Origin of the sequence: Metabacillus sp. cB07, assembly GCF_016839225.1 — a bacterium.
Lineage (GTDB): Bacteria > Bacillota > Bacilli > Bacillales > Bacillaceae > Bacillus_P > Bacillus_P indicus.
Genome location: NZ_CP069296.1, coordinates 439,233 through 454,735, shown reverse-complemented (window position 1 = coordinate 454,735; position 15,503 = coordinate 439,233). Strand labels below are relative to the sequence as shown.

Annotated in this window: 16 protein-coding genes; 8 read left to right on the top strand and 8 right to left on the bottom strand. The window is 45.4% G+C overall.

Going from position 1 to position 15,503, the window contains the following annotated elements:
* Window positions 1–529: 529 nt before the first annotated feature.
* From nadE to JOJ89_RS02415, 8 genes are all read right to left on the bottom strand, one after another.
* Window positions 530–1,351: an ammonia-dependent NAD(+) synthetase gene (nadE, locus tag JOJ89_RS02450; RefSeq protein ID WP_203289483.1), complete on the bottom strand. Its 822-nt coding sequence runs from the start codon at window positions 1,349–1,351 to the stop codon at window positions 530–532.
* Window positions 1,352–1,363: 12 nt separating this feature from the next.
* Window positions 1,364–1,978, bottom strand: coding sequence for a nicotinate (nicotinamide) nucleotide adenylyltransferase (gene nadD, locus JOJ89_RS02445; RefSeq protein WP_029285718.1), 615 nt, complete (start codon window positions 1,976–1,978; stop codon window positions 1,364–1,366).
* A gap of 27 nt (window positions 1,979–2,005) precedes the next feature.
* Window positions 2,006–3,481, bottom strand: coding sequence for a nicotinate phosphoribosyltransferase (locus JOJ89_RS02440; RefSeq protein WP_203289482.1), 1,476 nt, complete (start codon window positions 3,479–3,481; stop codon window positions 2,006–2,008).
* Window positions 3,482–3,497: 16 nt separating this feature from the next.
* Window positions 3,498–4,046, bottom strand: coding sequence for a cysteine hydrolase family protein (locus JOJ89_RS02435; RefSeq protein WP_029566386.1), 549 nt, complete (start codon window positions 4,044–4,046; stop codon window positions 3,498–3,500).
* Window positions 4,047–4,100: 54 nt separating this feature from the next.
* Entirely contained in the window at window positions 4,101–4,874 is a 774-nt protein-coding gene (locus JOJ89_RS02430; RefSeq protein WP_029566387.1) for an NUDIX hydrolase, read from the bottom strand.
* 785 nt (window positions 4,875–5,659) lie between these two features.
* Window positions 5,660–5,890, bottom strand: a complete 231-nt coding sequence (locus JOJ89_RS02425) for an excisionase family DNA-binding protein (protein ID WP_029285714.1) — start codon at window positions 5,888–5,890, stop codon at window positions 5,660–5,662.
* Window positions 5,891–5,935: 45 nt separating this feature from the next.
* Window positions 5,936–7,279: a DUF6612 family protein gene (locus JOJ89_RS02420; protein ID WP_203289481.1), complete on the bottom strand. Its 1,344-nt coding sequence runs from the start codon at window positions 7,277–7,279 to the stop codon at window positions 5,936–5,938.
* 128 nt (window positions 7,280–7,407) lie between these two features.
* Window positions 7,408–7,701, bottom strand: a complete 294-nt coding sequence (locus JOJ89_RS02415) for a hypothetical protein (RefSeq protein ID WP_139015485.1) — start codon at window positions 7,699–7,701, stop codon at window positions 7,408–7,410.
* A 160-nt stretch (window positions 7,702–7,861) separates the two neighbouring features.
* Between JOJ89_RS02415 and JOJ89_RS02410 the strand changes: the two genes are divergently transcribed.
* The 8 genes from JOJ89_RS02410 (at window position 7,862) to JOJ89_RS02385 (ending at window position 15,457) form a co-directional block, all read left to right on the top strand.
* Entirely contained in the window at window positions 7,862–8,824 is a 963-nt protein-coding gene (locus JOJ89_RS02410; RefSeq protein WP_203289480.1) for a D-2-hydroxyacid dehydrogenase, read from the top strand.
* Between the two features lie 88 nt (window positions 8,825–8,912).
* Window positions 8,913–9,407 carry a Mur ligase domain-containing protein gene (locus tag JOJ89_RS21340; RefSeq protein ID WP_347401513.1) on the top strand — a complete coding sequence of 165 codons (495 nt, stop codon included), beginning with the start codon at window positions 8,913–8,915 and terminating at the stop codon, window positions 9,405–9,407.
* Window positions 9,367–10,428, top strand: a complete 1,062-nt coding sequence (locus tag JOJ89_RS02405; RefSeq protein WP_347401528.1) for a Mur ligase family protein — start codon at window positions 9,367–9,369, stop codon at window positions 10,426–10,428. Before JOJ89_RS21340 ends, JOJ89_RS02405 begins: the two co-directional genes overlap by 41 nt.
* A gap of 102 nt (window positions 10,429–10,530) precedes the next feature.
* The gene (locus JOJ89_RS02400) at window positions 10,531–10,920 is read left to right on the top strand and encodes a hypothetical protein (RefSeq protein WP_203289479.1); all 390 of its coding nucleotides are present in this window, start codon (window positions 10,531–10,533) and stop codon (window positions 10,918–10,920) included.
* A gap of 242 nt (window positions 10,921–11,162) precedes the next feature.
* Window positions 11,163–11,288 (top strand): hypothetical protein, encoded by a 126-nt coding sequence (locus tag JOJ89_RS21215; RefSeq protein ID WP_277987847.1) that lies wholly within the window; start codon window positions 11,163–11,165, stop codon window positions 11,286–11,288.
* Window positions 11,289–11,380: 92 nt separating this feature from the next.
* Window positions 11,381–13,126, top strand: a complete 1,746-nt coding sequence (locus JOJ89_RS02395) for a sensor histidine kinase (RefSeq protein WP_029566390.1) — start codon at window positions 11,381–11,383, stop codon at window positions 13,124–13,126.
* Window positions 13,119–13,850: a LytR/AlgR family response regulator transcription factor gene (locus tag JOJ89_RS02390; RefSeq protein WP_029566391.1), complete on the top strand. Its 732-nt coding sequence runs from the start codon at window positions 13,119–13,121 to the stop codon at window positions 13,848–13,850. Before JOJ89_RS02395 ends, JOJ89_RS02390 begins: the two co-directional genes overlap by 8 nt.
* 155 nt (window positions 13,851–14,005) lie before the next feature.
* Window positions 14,006–15,457, top strand: a complete 1,452-nt coding sequence (locus JOJ89_RS02385) for a carbon starvation CstA family protein (protein WP_029566392.1) — start codon at window positions 14,006–14,008, stop codon at window positions 15,455–15,457.
* Window positions 15,458–15,503 lie beyond the last annotated feature (46 nt).

The following is a 15,503-nucleotide window of genomic DNA, read 5'->3' as shown; positions in this document are numbered from 1 at the left end:
GGTGAAGTCGAATGCACCTGAGATTCTTCCCATTTCCCCATCAGCGCCCCGAACTTTGATGAACATTGTGTGGTTTTACATATTTCGGAATGCGGTATAAACGTACTAACAAAGAAAATAAACGATTGCCCAAATACATAATTATTCGAAGGGAGGAACGTGAGATATGAAGATCAAGGCAGGGAGCTGGAGAATGCTCAGCGCGAAGGAAAAACAGTTCATTTTACAGGCCGTCAGCCACCGGGTGAAAAAATAATGAAATAGCTGTATTTAGCGCGGGGATTCCAGTATGCCCTGCCGAAGAACAAAAGCGGAAGTGCCTTGGTCAGATCCGATAGGCAGATAAGAATCCGTCGGAAAAGTCCGGGTTTGACTTTTTTGACGGATTTGTTCTGACAGAGGATCTAGGCGCTTCCGCTTGCCGAAGATAACTTTGTTATGTTATGCAAAGCCTTTTATTCTTTATAATTCCGATAACACCATAAAAAGCAGCCGGAAATCCTCCGGCTGCTTTCTTAGTGTCCGCTTCTTATTTCCACCATCCATCAAACTTGCTTGCCGGCAGCTGGCGCTTGTGTTCAGTCATCACATAGCGCTTCTCTACTTTAGAAGCAACTTCTTCTGAAACCAGCTTGCCTTCCAGATAATCATCCAGCTCATCGTAGGTAATGCCGAGCTCTGTCTCATCTGCCTGCTGAGGTTTATCATCAAGCAGATCGGCTGTCGGCACCTTCAGATACAGTCTTTCATCTGCACCAAGCTCCTTAAGCAGACTTCTGCCCTGACGTTTGGACAGTCCTGCAAGCGGCAGCAGATCGGCACCGCCATCTCCGTATTTTGTAAAGAAGCCTGTTACCGCTTCGGCTGCATGATCGGTTCCGATTACAAGCAAGCCTTCCTGTCCGGCGATTGCGTACTGTGTGATCATGCGCGTTCTTGCTTTCACATTGCCTTTGTTAAAGTCGCTCAGATTGTCATCAGCTGCCTGAGCGTACTGACTTTCAAAAGATTCAACTGTTGATTTAATGTCAAACGTGACGGATTGGTCCGGCTTAATGAACTCAAGGGCAAACTGGGCATCATCTTCATCATGCTGCACACCATGAGGCAGTCTGACCGCAATGAATTTTGCCTCTTGCATGCCTGCTTCTCTCAATTCTTCCACTGCAAGCTGTGCAAGACGCCCTGCAAGCGTAGAATCCTGACCTCCGCTTATGCCTAGGACGAATCCTTTAGCATGTGCTTTTTTCACATAGGCTTTTAAAAAGTCGATGCGTTCTCTGATTTCTGCCTTCGGATCAATTTCAGGTTTTACATTCAAGTCATTTCTAATTTTCTCCTGCATGCTCATCTTCATTGCCTCCTATTGATATAAAGAATGTTTTTTGATGTATTCGTAACAGGCATCAGGCAGCAGATAGCGCGGCTCTCCGCCTTTTGAAAACTCATCTCTGATGTATGTAGAACTGATTTCCATTGCAAGCCCCTTGTCAATCAGATGAAAAGTGAACCCGTCATCATGGTTTCTGAGAAGAGGCGAACGGGAAATGGTCCGCAGCATATCAATGCCTTCCCTTGCCATGACGATGAATTTATTGCCTGCGACCAGCTCCTGATCGTACTTCCACTTGCCTTCCGCAATATCCACAAGCAGATCCGCACCCATAATAAAATAAATCTCATCATTCGGGTACTTCTTTTTAAAGTGCTCAAGTGTGTAGTACGTGTATACATTCCAGGCCTCCTGATTAATTTCATAATCGTCGGCGAGGAATTTATCGTTTCCTTCAAGAGCAAGCTGAAGCATATTCCAGCGGTGAAGATCGGACGTTTTCATTGCTTTGTCTTTCCTTTTTCCTGAACACGGCAGGAAAATGACCTTATCCAGCCTGCAGCGGTGTGCTACTGTACTTGCTGTCCACAAATGAACATTTGTCACCGGATCAAATGATGATCCGTAAATTCCGATCTTCCCCATTTTGTTTCTCTCCCATCAAGCTTCTGTTTAGTTGTTTCCCTCTTCAATCATTTCTTTAACCTTTGTTTTTACTTCTTCAATGTTTCTCATTTTGTTCTCCCAGCACGCTTCGCTCAAGTCAACCGGATACTCTTCAGGGTGCATCGTCCGCTTATACTCATCCCAGAGCACTTCCATGTTGCTTGCCGCATATTGCTGGATGTCCTGAAGTTCAGGCAGCTCATACACTAGCTTTCCATCTGCAAAGATATCCTGGTGAAGATCCTTCGCTTCAAAATTTGTCACAAACTTGCTTACAAACGTGTGAACCGGATGGAACATTTTCAGGCGCTTTTCTTCTCCTGGATTTTCATCCTCAAGAGCAATGTAGTCCCCTTCTGATTTATGGTTCAGGGTATTGATGATCCGGTAGACCTTCTTAATGCCGGGTGTCGTCACTTTCTCCGGGTTTCCGCTGATTTTAATCGTATCCTGCATCTTGCCGTTCTCATCTTCAATTGAAACAAGTTTGTAAACAGCGCCAAGAGCAGCTTGATCGTAAGCGGTAATCAGCTTCGTGCCGATCCCCCAGGAATCAATTCTTGCACCCTGTGACTTCAGGTTGATAATTGTATTTTCATCAAGATCGTTTGAAGCAATAATCTTCGTTTCAGTGAATCCCGCCTCATCCAGCATCTTTCTTGCTTTTTTTGAGAGGTACGCAAGATCGCCGCTGTCTAAGCGGATGCCTTTGAAATTAACCTTATCGCCGAGCTCCTTTGCAACCTTAATCGCATTCGGCACGCCCGATTTCAGCGTATCGTACGTATCAACAAGGAACACGCAATCCTTATGGCGGCGCGCATATTTATGAAAAGCTGTATACTCATCGCGGTAGGCCTGAACCAGAGCGTGAGCGTGCGTCCCTGCAACCGGAATGCCGAACATTTTCCCTGCGCGGACATTTGATGTTGCATCAAATCCGCCAATGTAGGCAGCACGCGTTCCCCAGATAGCTGCGTCCATCTCATGCGCCCGGCGCGTTCCGAATTCCATTGCGCTCTGCTCCCCGACCACATGCTTAATACGTGAAGCTTTTGTTGCAATCAATGTTTGGTAATTCACAATGTTCAGCAGCGCTGTTTCAACAAGCTGCGCTTCAGCAAGCGGTGCCTCAATCCGGAGAATCGGTTCATTCGCAAAAACAAGCTCTCCTTCAACCATCGACCTTACATTACCCGTGAAACGCACTCCTTTTAGATACTCCAAATAGTCTTCTCTATAACCAAGCTCATCACGAAGATACTCTATATCACTCTCTGTAAAAGAGAAATTCTGCAGGTATTCAACAATCCGCTCAAGACCTGCAAAAACCCCATAGCCGTTGCTGAAAGGCAGCTTTCTGAAAAAAACCTCAAACACCGCCCTGCGGTTATGCATATTGTCTTCCCAGTAGGTTTCTGCCATATTAATCTGGTAAAGATCTGTATGAAGCATCAAGCTGTCATCTGTGTATTTCATCATTGGAACCTCCATCTATCTATTCAACCTTCGCATTCAGGCTATGTTTAAAATGAGAAAGCGCCCAAGCATGCCCATCCTGATTAAAACTTGCCGTTGCTTTTTCATAAACCGTTATGCCGAATCCCTTATTAAAAGCATCTACAGCTGTATGCAGCACACAAATATCTGTACAAACCCCGACCAGATGAACCTCTGTTATACCTCTTGCGCGAAGCTTTAGCTCAAGATCCGTTCCTGCAAACGCGCTGTATCTTGTTTTATCCATCCATTGTACATGACTTTGCTCTTTATTCTGTTCATAAACCTCTTCAAGCTTCCCAAAAAGCTTGCGGCCGTCTGTTCCTTTTAGATTGTGAGGGGGAAACAAAGCTGTCTCAGGATGAAAAGGATCATTTTGCTCGTGCATATCAATTGCGAAAACAACCAAGTCACCCGCTGCAAGAAAGTCTTTCGTTACGTTTACAATCTCCTCTTCTATTGCCTGGCCCGGCTTCCCGCAAGTTAAAGCTCCGTCATCCGCTACAAAATCCACCGTATAGTCAATGTTAATTAACGCTCTTTTCATCAATGTCCACTCCCCTATAGTATTTAACACTTAATGAATTGTTAATTATCAAATCTAATAACGCGCTGTATAAATCGGTTTCACAACATCCATTTCAATAAACGTATAAAGCTGAGTAGGCTTTTTTGAAGTTCTCGAAGTCTTCCCCTCTGCCTCTTTAATAAATGGCAGTGTTTTGATTTTCCGCGAAAAGGACTGCTCGCTTACGATCGCCGGATCATACGTGACCGTTTTAAGTACTGCCTGCAGCTCAGAATAAGTAAAAAATTCAGGAAGAAAATTCTTCGCCACAGTCGTCTGCAAAAGATCATTTGTAATGACATTGATTGCATCCTCAATAATCTTGCGGTGATCAAATGCCAGATCGAGCTTCAGCACTTCTTTTACAGAAAACAGCTCAACCTCGGCCGCATCATCCTGCGCCTTTCTCAATGAAAGAGAATGCTCAGGCACAATTGCATAATGGGCATTTGAGATGATCCATCCGCGCGGATCGCGACCAGGCTGATCATACACTCCGAAATGCTTCACATGCACTCCGGAAACACTCGTTTCTTCTTCAAGCTCCCGCTTGGCTGCTTCAAACGCTGACTCATCCTCCTGAACGAACCCTCCTGGAAGCGCCCACTTGCTCGCCTCAATGTTCGGATTCCCCTCTGCATCCAGTGCAGCACGCTGAATCAGCATCAGCTTCAGATCCATCAGCGGCGGTTTATACTCCCCGTCAAACTCAGACACAATCGTAAACACACAAATATCGGACGTATACCCATCAGGAGTTCTGTATTTTTTTATATCGTACTTCTTAAGAGCTTCATCATTGGACATTTATACAAACTCCTTCAGCTTTTATAATTAACAAGTTGTTAATTGTTAATTTATTTATACTCTATTCTTCGGAATGTGTCAATGGATTATGTGCGGAAAATAAAAAAAACTTTGGAGGCGATTTTTAGAGCACTTTCTGCGGCGCGCGCTTATCCGTTTCTGCTGTTAACTGGCTTTTACAACACTTTCAGACGCTCACGCTTCACAGTTTCTGCTGCTAACTAGCTTTTACAACACTTTCAACCGCTCACGCTTCAAAGTTTCTGCGACTAACTCTCGTTTACAACACTTTCTGCCCCACACGCTTCAAAGTTTCTGCTGTTAACTCACTTTTACAACACTTTCAGACGCTCACGCTTCACAGTTTCTGCTGCTAACTCTCGTTTACAACACTTTCTGCCCCACACGCTTCAAAGTTTCTGCTGTTAACTCACTTTTACAACACTTTCAGACGCTCACGCTTCACAGTTTCTGCTGCTAACTCTCGTTTACAACACTTTCTGCCCCACACGCTTCAAAGTTTCTGCTGTTAACTCACTTTTACAACACTTTCAGACGCTCACGCTTCACAGTTTCTGCTGCTAACTCTCGTTTACAACACTTTCTGCCCCACACGCTTCACAGTTTCTGCTGTTAACTCACTTTTACAACACTTTCAACCGCTCACGCTTACCAGTTTCTGCTGCTAACTCTCGTTTACAACACTTTCTACCAAACACGCTTCCCAGCTTCTGCTGCTAAACTCACGCACTTACACAAAAAAAGAAATGCACAGTATGCATTTCCTAGTCTTCATCCTTGATGTCGATGTCTTCAGGGATTGGCTTGCTGAGCCACTCGTCAAGCTGTTCTTTGTATGTTTCCATCTGCTCGAGATGGGTGGTGAACTGGTCTTTATTGATCAGGTACTGCTCACCGTCATGCACGGCTCTGATTTTTTTCTGAAGAATCAGCGCTTCGATGTAGTTTTCAGGCATGGACAGATGCTCTGCGGTTTCTTTTATCGTCAGGTACATGTGATTTTCCGACCTCTCTTTCAGCTATCCCCTATTATAGTAAGATTACTGAACAAAAGAAAGAAGGTATTCATCCTGCAAAAGCACCTCATAATGGCCCTCTCCGTTTTTGATGACGTTAACAGATGCCTTTACAGGCGGCTCAAGCGGAACCGGTCCTTTGAAGCGATTCGCTGATGCTGTTATCAGCTCATCCACAAATTCTTCGTTTGTCAGCTCGCCGTTCTGCTGCTTTTGCATGACCGGCTGCACAGCTTCTGCGAGAAGACGGTTTTCACTGAAGCCCTGGATTTCAAGATCAACCGTATATGAGTCGGAGCCAGGATTATAGACTGCACCATTCACTTTATATTTGGTTTGCTTGATTGCCGCCAGGAATCCTTCTGTGTAGAGATTGATTTGGTCCTCCGAAACGGCAGCAGGCAAGCCCTGAAAGTTATTCGCCGTATTGGATTTATAGATTTCTACAAAAGCAGACTTCTGGAAGTCTCCTCTTTTTCTAACAGCTTCCTGATCAGGTGCCTCAGGGTGACGTTTCATAAACTCATCCGTATTCTGATAAACCGTTGCCTGGATCAGTGCATCGACATATTCGGCTGCTTCCTGAGCTGATGCTTCCTGTTCAGGTGTTGCCTCTGGTTTGGCCTCAGCCGTGACCGCTCGGATGCTGTCAATCGTGTTATAAGCATACGCGTGTGTTTTGTTCACACTCTGCTCCTGCGTTTTCCCGTTTACTTCAAGAGAAAATGCGTGGTTTCTTTTCATTTCTTTCACACGAGATGTTTCTTTATCAACCGTCACCTCGAGCTCAAACCCTTTTCCTTTTATGGATGAGATGTCCACTTCTGATATGCCTGCTTCTTTTTGAATTCCGGTATAGTAATCTTTCGTCAAATCACTCATCAGTTTCTTCGCTTCTTCTGATGAGCCTTCATATGTAAGGATGTATTCACTGTCTGTTTCTTTAAGCTTCAATTTTTCCGAAAAATCGGGATCGTATTTTTCATAGAAGGCAAGCGGATTTTTGTGCAGGTCAAACTCATACTGCTCGACATAGAGCATATAATCGCTGAGTCTTCCTTCGAGCACCTCTTTTTTCGTGCCATCATCAAAGGTGACTCCATCTTTGCCCGATGAGATTTTAGTGATTCGCTCCCCGTCGTCATATTCCGAATAGGAAAGGCCCTTTTCAAGATCCAGCTGCCTGGTTCCTTTCAGATCGTAGTCATCAGGTGAGGCTGCTTTTTCTTTAAACTTAATCTCCATCGTTTTCACGTCTTTATATGCTTTTTCCATATCAGAAGACGCTTCTTCTGCGGTTTTCCCCCCGCACGCTGCAAGCAATAGTGCCATCCCTGCAACGACCAGCCACCCTGTCATTCTTTTCATGTCAATCCTCCCAGTTTTCATAGATTCCAATTTTACCATGTGAACTAGTAAGTATTTACACTTATTTTCCAATAATTAAACTATTTTTTCCATAAAAAAACCCTCACTTGAAAAAGCGGGGTTCATCATTATCTCGCCTTGCAGATCCGGTTGAGCTTTCCGCTTTCATGATCCACTGCAAAATAATAGTCCGGCCAGCATCCGTCAGCATCTGCCTCCTTATATCCGCAGACAACAGCGGCTTCTGCCATCGTATGAGAACATAAATAAAGAAATGAGTAGCCTTCAGGACTTGGCACATGAAACACCTGATTCCCATCTACATCATAGCCGACAAGGTACTCCGGGGCATCTTCCTTTTCCCCTGCAAGCGCCAAAACCCTTCTGGCACTCGGGTAAAACCGTTCTTGAAGAATTTTCATAGCAAGCAAGTCCACCCCTTGAAATATAGTTCGATACCACTAAGCAGCATATATCTACAGGTTTATTTACCCAGTTTTTCACATTCCTAACGAGAAAAACAAGAAATAAAAAACAAAAAATTCTGTTAAGATAAACCTATTGATAAAGGGAGGAATGACGGTGTCTAAAAGAAAAATGATTATCGCACAAGATTTGCAGGAGAAACATCTTACTGAGATCAGGGAGCTTGCTTCAGGCTGGGAGGTAATCGCCGGGCGGGATGAGTCTGTTTGGAGGAGCCATCTGGCTGACGCTGAGATTATTGCCGGCTGGAAAAAGGGGATGGAGGAGACATGCCTCCATGAATCATCCAAATTGCGCTGGGTGCAGTCATGGAGTGCCGGGGTAAACAGCATGCCGCTTCAAGCTTTGGCAAAGAAAGAAGTGCTTCTTACAAGTGCAAACGGCGTTCATGCAAACCCCATTTCCGAAACCATTTTTGCTCTTATGCTCGGATTAACAAGGAAAATTCATGCCTATGTCCGCAATCAAAGCGAGAAAAAATGGCACCATGAGAACATGAAGCTTGAAATTCACGGCAAAACGCTTGGTGTGATTGGTGTTGGCGCAATCGGGCAGGAAACAGCCAAAATCGCAAAAGCTTTCGGAATGACTGTTCTTGGCGTGAGGCATTCAGGCAAACCCGCAGATTTTGTGGATGAAATGTATACCCAGGGTGACCTCAGCACCATTCTGCCAAGATGTGATTATGTAGCTGTGACCGTGCCGCTGACGTCAGACACAGAACGCCTTTTTACATATGAACAATTTAAACAGATGAAGTCTTCTGCTTACTTCATCAATATTGGCCGCGGTGAAGTGGTTGAAGAAGCAGCGCTTATACAGGCTCTTGCGGAAAATGAAATTGCAGGAGCAGGCCTTGATGTGTTTGAACACGAGCCGCTTGGGGTAAAAAGTCCATTGTGGGAGTTTGAGAATGTCATTATCACCCCCCATACCTCCGGATCAACGGAGTTTTACAACGAGCGCCTTACAGAGAACATCCTGATTCCAAACTTGAAAACCTACCTGTCAGATCGCGTCCCATCTGTAAATTTTGTCGATTACAAAAAAGGATACTGACAGTCTGAAATTTTAAGTATAGGAAGAGCGCTTGTATTGGAAAATAAAAAAACGAATACAAATCTGGAATCATAAATGAGGAACCTACATGAACATACAGTTTAATGATCTGGAAAACGTGGCGTTTAAACAGATTTTCGGACAAGCCTCACAGGAAATCACAAGCCTGTCCTTTCACTCTAAACAAGTCAAACCCGGAGGACTTTTCTTCAGTATTGTCGGCGGCGAGCATGACGGGCATCAGTACATCGACGAGGCCATTTCGAGCGGGGCTTCTGCTGTAGTCGGAACAAGCCGTGAAAAGCTTGAACGGCTGAGCAAAAATTACCCGGAGCATACCTTTCTTCTCGCTGACAATGTCCGTGAAACGATGGCACAGTTTGCGAGAATGTTTTATGGCTTCTCAGATGAAAAGCTGAAAACAGTCGGAGTAACCGGCACAAACGGAAAAACAACCGTCGCGGCATACGTCCGCTCCCTGCTGACTTTGCTCGGTCTTCCTGCAGGTTCGATAGGAACAACAGGTATTTGGGCTTCAACCCATAAGCTTTCTTATAAAAAAAAGCACGCCTACTACACCTGAATCAACCGATCTTCACCAAATTTTCCACGACCTCCTGGAGCTCGGTGACAAAGCTATGGTTATGGAAGTATCCTCCATAGCAACGGACCAGAAAAGGGTTCACGGCATGGAGTTTGATGCAGCTATTCTCACCAATTTTTCTGAAGAGCACCTGGAGTACCATAAAACGATGGATCATTATAAAAAGTGCAAGCTTGCTCTTTTTGAACAATCTAAAACAGCCGTGATCAACATTGACGATATGGAAATGGGCGCAGAACTTGCAGAAACATTTCCCGGACGGAAGATTACGTACAGTCTCGTGCCGGGCAGCGGAGCTGATTTGTGCGCAGATGACATTTCGTTTTCAGATGTCGGCAGCTCGTTCACACTTATTTACAAGGGCCAGCGCCACCATGCAGCTGTGCCGGTGTTTGGCACTTATAATATCGCCAATGCCCTTTCTGCCGTTGGAACTGCCCTTCTTTTCGGATACAAAATAACGAATATCCTTCAGGTCCTTCCAATGCTGGAAAGTCCAGAAGGCCGTTTTCAAGTCATCACAGGCCCTGACAACAAGAAAATCATCCTGGACTACGCCCATACACCGGTTGCGCTGACACGTCTAGTGGAAGAGGTCAAAAAAATGAAGTACAACCGTCTGATCGTCATGATTGCCGGAATCGGCATCAGGGATTTCAACAAAATGCCCAAAATGGCTGCTGCCATTGAAGGGCACGCAGATGAAGTGATCGTCACCGTGGACCACCCTGGACACCACGATCCGCAAATCATCATTGATCAGGTGATGAAGGGATTTACCGAACCAAAATCCCCGAATATCAAAGCGGCACTTACCCGCAAAGAAGGGGTTATGGCTTCACTTGCAGCCGGAGAACCGGATGATATTATCCTTCTCACCAGCGGCTGCATTAACGGAGCCCAAATCGTTAAAGGAATGGAAATCCCCCACTCAGATGAAGAGATTATCCAGTCCCATTACGATTCATATTCAGAAGTACGCCATGAGCTTGAAGCCTGAGCCCATGGCTTTTTTGCGCGCAATTGGGCATCCGCCCTGTCACCATGGGCAGAGCCGCATAGGCTAATGAAGGATTCACTAATAAAAAGGAGACTTCAACCTATGAACCCATACCATTTTTATCAAGGCTACGTGCCTCAGCAAACCGACTATTACATGAACTATCAATACAACCCCTATCAGCCTCAATTCCAGCAGGATCAGTTTCAGCAGGATCAATTGGACCCTGACCGCCAGCCGCCGCAATTTCAGTCACTTGAAAGAAGAATTAACCAGCTTGAAAGACAAAACGAGCAGCAGTCCAGAGAAATAAACCGTCAAAATCAGGAGATCCGCAACCTGCGCCGCGAACTCAATCAGACAAACCAGGAAGTCACACGACTGAACCAAGTTGTCGAACGCCACACAAGAAGACTAAACCGTCTGAACCAGCGCCTCAGAGCAGTCGAAAACAGACTGAATATTCCTTTTACTGCTGAGGATGGATTCTAATTAGAAAAGCGGAGCCGACTGTTCAGGCCTGGCAGTCAGATAAGAAATCACCGGAAAAGTCCGATTTTGACTTTTTCGGGGATTTTGTTCTGACAGAAGGACTAGGAGGCGTAGCTGGACACCAGAAAAGCGGAATCAGCCGTTTAGCTCCGACAGGCAGAAAAGAAATCGACCAGAAAGGCCGGGTTTGCCTTTTTGGTCGATTTTGTTCTGACGGAGGAGCTGGCTGATGGAGCTGGACAATGCGAAAAGCGAAGCCGACTGTTCAGGCCTGGCAGTCAGATAAGAAATCACCGGAAAAGTCCGATTTTGACTTTTTCGGGGATTTTGTTCTGACGGAGGAGCTGGCTGATGGAGCTGGACAATGAGAAAAGCGGAGTCGCTTTTTCCAATCCTATTTTCTTATTCACCCGCCTTCGATTACAATAAACGATATAATCAATTGTAAAGGGGCGGGCATATGTTTGAACTTCTCATCACCATGCTCGAACGCCTGGGCATTATTGTAACGATTGCCTTTATACTAACGAGATTCCGATTCTTCAGGAGCATGATGTATCAGGACAGGCTTGACCGGAGCCAGCAGTATAAGGCCATTTTGTTTTTTGGCTTCTTTGGCATTACAGGAACCTATTCGGGTCTTTCGCTGAGTACGGAAACGATGGAATTCGGCCGTTTTGCATCGGGACTCGCTGCGGATGAGGCTATTGCCAATTCGAGGGTCATTGGAATTGTCCTTGCCGGTCTTCTTGGAGGATATAAAGTTGGGATTGGCGCGGGATTAATTGCGGGAGTTCACCGCTTTACTCTCGGGGGATTCACCTCCCTTTCATGCGGCCTTGCTGCTATTTTAGCAGGACTGATTGCAGGTGCCTTTTACCGGAAAAATACTCATGTAAAGCTGTCGTCCGCTTTTATAATCGGAGTTCTTGCTGAAACCGTTCAAATGCTCGTCATTCTCGCTGTCTCAAAGCCATTTGACAAAGCGCTTGCACTTGTCGAGATGATTGGCCTCCCTATGATTCTGGCGAATGGCCTTGGATCTGCGCTCTTTCTCCTGATCATTAAAAATGTCGTGAACGAAGAAGAAAAAGCAGGGGCTCTGCAGGCTCAAAAAACTCTCAGGATTGCTAACCAGACTCTTTCTCACCTGCGAAGCGGCATGAATACCACATCTGCCCGCGAAGTATGTGAAATCCTGCATAGAGAAATTAAGACTAGTGCTGTCGCCATGACCAACAAAACTGAAATCCTTGCTCACACAGGGCTCGGAAATGATCATCACACAGCAAACAGTCCCATCCAGACTCAAATGACGAAAGACGTCATCCAACAAGGAAAACTCGTTGTGGCGGAAGAAAGAGCCATTCACTGCATTCATAAAGATTGTCCTCTCGGCGCTGCTGTTATTGCCCCGCTGAAACAAAGAGGAGAAACAATCGGCACCCTTAAATTTTATTTTCAGTCAAAAAAAGAAATTACCGACGTGAACATGGAACTGATATCGGGTCTGAGCAGCCTGCTCGGAAACCAGCTGGAGCTGGCTGAAGCGGAGAAGGCATATCAGTTTGCCAAAGAAGCAGAAATTAAGGCTTTGCAGGCACAGATTAGTCCTCATTTTTTGTTCAATTCCCTTAACACCATTGTTTCTCTTATTCGGATTGACCCTTCTAAAGCAAGGAAGCTTCTCATCTCCCTTTCTCACTTTCTGCGGTCAAACCTTAATGCGACGACCGTAACGATGACCACGCTCGAACAGGAGCTTGAGCATATTAAGGCTTATCTTGCGATTGAAGAAACGCGGTTCGTTGATAAACTGACTGTTCTTTATGAGATAGACGAAGCAGCCCTTATGGTAAGGCTTCCTCCATTGAGCCTGCAGCCGATCGTAGAAAATGCAGTGAAACACGGCATTAAAGAGAAAGAAAAGGATTGCCTGATTAAGCTGTCTGTTCAAAGGGAGCAGGATGGAACCCACGTCAGTGTGATAGACAATGGCAACGGGATAGCGTCAAATCGCTTAGGAAAGCTTGGAAAAGAAGCCGTGCATTCTGAAAGCGGAACCGGACTTGGCCTTTACAATGTAAACCGCAGGCTGTCGATGGTCTTTGGACAAGGCTCTGCCCTAAATGTAAAGAGCTCTCCCGGTGCAGGAACAGAAATTCAATTTTTCATCCCTGATTCGGAGGAAAACAAACGTGGATAAAATTAAAATCATACTTGCAGATGATGAAAGGTACAGCAGGGAGGAACTTAGGCATCTTCTCAGTGAGTACACGTGTATAGAAATTGCAGACGAGGCGGATAACGGTGAAGGCGCAGTCATGAAAGCTCTTAAACATCAGCCGCACGCCGTTTTTTTAGATGTAGAAATGCCGAAGATGAACGGAATGGAAGCAGCCAAGTCACTGATGGAACTAAAAAAGCCTCCGCTGATCATTTTCGCCACGGCCTATCCTCAATTTGCTGCCGAAGCTTTTAGATATGAAGCGATTGATTACTTGCTGAAACCATATGATGAAGAACAGCTGAAGCGGACCGTGCAGAGAATCCAAAGGCTTGTTCAGCCCGCCGGTTCAGATATCGGTTCAGCTCTTCCTGCTAAGCTTGCGATTGAAACAGAGGGCGAGATTTTTTATCTGGATCCAAAAGACATTCTGTACATATACCGTGATGAAAAAGCGACAAAAGTGGTAACAAAAAACGAAAGCTACTATACGAAGACACTGCTCAAAGACCTGGAAGCAAAGCTTGCTCCTTTCCGTTTTTTCAGAATTCATAAAAGTTATCTCGTTAACCTGGAGTATGCGGCAAAGCTTACCCCCTGGTTCAATGGCGCTTACCAGCTTGAGCTTACAGGCACAAAAGAAGTCCTTGGAGTCAGCAGAAACTATGTGAAAGCATTAAGAGAACGGCTTGAAATCCATTAACAGCACCTGGCATTCCCAGGTGTTTTTCCTTTTGCAGGTCACAGCCCTGTATCTGCATCTTATCCCCGGATTTCTGCATCTTGTTTGTAAAACCTCCACGATCCCCTGTAGTGCTTTATACTTATGTAAACGCATACAAAACAAGGAGGGTTATCATGTATACTTTTTTAGCCGGGGTTGTCCTTTTAATTGTTGGTTACTTTACGTACGGAAAATTTGTTGAAAAAGTGTTCGGTGTGAATGAAGGCAGAACAACGCCTGCATTCACGCACCAGGATGGTGTCGATTATCTCCCGATGAACACGAAGAAAAACTCGCTGATCCAGCTTCTCAATATTGCCGGAGTCGGCCCGATTTTTGGTCCGATCATGGGAGCCCTGTACGGACCTGTCGCATTCCTGTGGATTGTACTCGGTTGTATCTTTGCAGGTGCTGTCCATGACTATTTAACAGGAATGATTTCAATCCGAAACCGCGGTGCGCATTTGCCTGAGCTTGCGGGTAAATTCCTCGGTAAATTTATGAAGCATGTCGTAAACGCATTTGCGATTCTTCTGCTGCTTTTAGTTGGAACTGTTTTCGTTACAGCTCCGGCAGGTCTTCTCTTCAGCCTGATGAATGGCTGGGCTACAATGGGACTTATTTTAGGCGCCATCTTTATTTATTATATTCTTGCGACTCTTCTCCCTATTGATAAAATCATCGGAAGATTCTATCCGATTTTCGGTGCGCTTTTGCTGATCAGCGCGATTGGTGTCGGCGGAGGCCTTGTTATTACCGGGGCTCCTATTCCTGAGCTGACGCTTTCAAATCTTCATCCTGACAATGTGCCGATCTTTCCGTTATTGTTCCTGACGATTTCTTGCGGAGCTCTGTCCGGCTTCCATGCGACACAAACACCGATCATCTCAAGAACCACTCAAAATGAAAAGCAAGGCCGTAAAATTTTCTACGGCATGATGATCGCAGAAGGTGTTATTGCTATGATCTGGGCTGCAGCAGCAATGAGCCTGTTTGATGGAGGCACTGGACTGAATGCCCTTCTTGCTGAAGGCGGACCCGGCGCTGTAGTAAGCGAAGCTTCCACTCTTATGCTTGGTGCAATCGGCGGAACACTTGCTGTTCTTGGGGTTATCATTCTTCCTATTACATCCGGAGATACTGCATTCCGAAGCGCGCGCATGATCATTGCCGACTACTTCAACATTTCACAAAAAAAGGTTGCAAGCCGCCTTTGGATTGCTCTTCCATTGTTCGTTATCTCCTTTGCCCTGACAAAAATCGATTTTACGATTCTATGGAGATACTTCTCATGGGCAAACCAATCCACAGCCGTAATTGCCCTGTGGGTTGGAGCGATGTACTTGTTCATCGCGAAGAAAAATTACTGGATTGCCATGGTGCCTGGCATTTTTATGACCATGGTAACGACAACGTATATTCTTAATGCACCTATAGGATTTGGGTTATCCATGACCGTCTCCTATATTGGAGCAGCCATTGCAACAATCGCTGTTATTGTCATCTTCTATGCAGCTGCGAAAAAAGCCAGAGAAAACAACCTTCCTCTCGAAGATGATGTTTCAGGCTGGAAACAGGTTTCATAAGAACAACAGCACTAAGCTAAAAAAACAGGAATCGGACCATCCGATT

Coding starts and splice junctions, on each gene's coding strand:
- JOJ89_RS02440 (WP_203289482.1), bottom strand. CDS start 3,481: ATGATGAAATACACAGATGACAGCTTGATGCTTCATACAGATCTTTAC.
- nadE (WP_203289483.1), bottom strand. CDS start 1,351: ATGAGCATGCAGGAGAAAATTAGAAATGACTTGAATGTAAAACCTGAA.
- JOJ89_RS02420 (WP_203289481.1), bottom strand. CDS start 7,279: ATGAAAAGAATGACAGGGTGGCTGGTCGTTGCAGGGATGGCACTATTG.
- JOJ89_RS02395 (WP_029566390.1), top strand. CDS start 11,381: ATGTTTGAACTTCTCATCACCATGCTCGAACGCCTGGGCATTATTGTA.
- JOJ89_RS21340 (WP_347401513.1), top strand. CDS start 8,913: ATGAACATACAGTTTAATGATCTGGAAAACGTGGCGTTTAAACAGATT.
- JOJ89_RS02385 (WP_029566392.1), top strand. CDS start 14,006: ATGTATACTTTTTTAGCCGGGGTTGTCCTTTTAATTGTTGGTTACTTT.
- JOJ89_RS02415 (WP_139015485.1), bottom strand. CDS start 7,701: ATGAAAATTCTTCAAGAACGGTTTTACCCGAGTGCCAGAAGGGTTTTG.
- JOJ89_RS02400 (WP_203289479.1), top strand. CDS start 10,531: ATGAACCCATACCATTTTTATCAAGGCTACGTGCCTCAGCAAACCGAC.
- JOJ89_RS02435 (WP_029566386.1), bottom strand. CDS start 4,046: ATGAAAAGAGCGTTAATTAACATTGACTATACGGTGGATTTTGTAGCG.
- JOJ89_RS21215 (WP_277987847.1), top strand. CDS start 11,163: ATGCGAAAAGCGAAGCCGACTGTTCAGGCCTGGCAGTCAGATAAGAAA.
- JOJ89_RS02430 (WP_029566387.1), bottom strand. CDS start 4,874: ATGTCCAATGATGAAGCTCTTAAGAAGTACGATATAAAAAAATACAGA.
- nadD (WP_029285718.1), bottom strand. CDS start 1,978: ATGGGGAAGATCGGAATTTACGGATCATCATTTGATCCGGTGACAAAT.
- JOJ89_RS02425 (WP_029285714.1), bottom strand. CDS start 5,890: ATGTACCTGACGATAAAAGAAACCGCAGAGCATCTGTCCATGCCTGAA.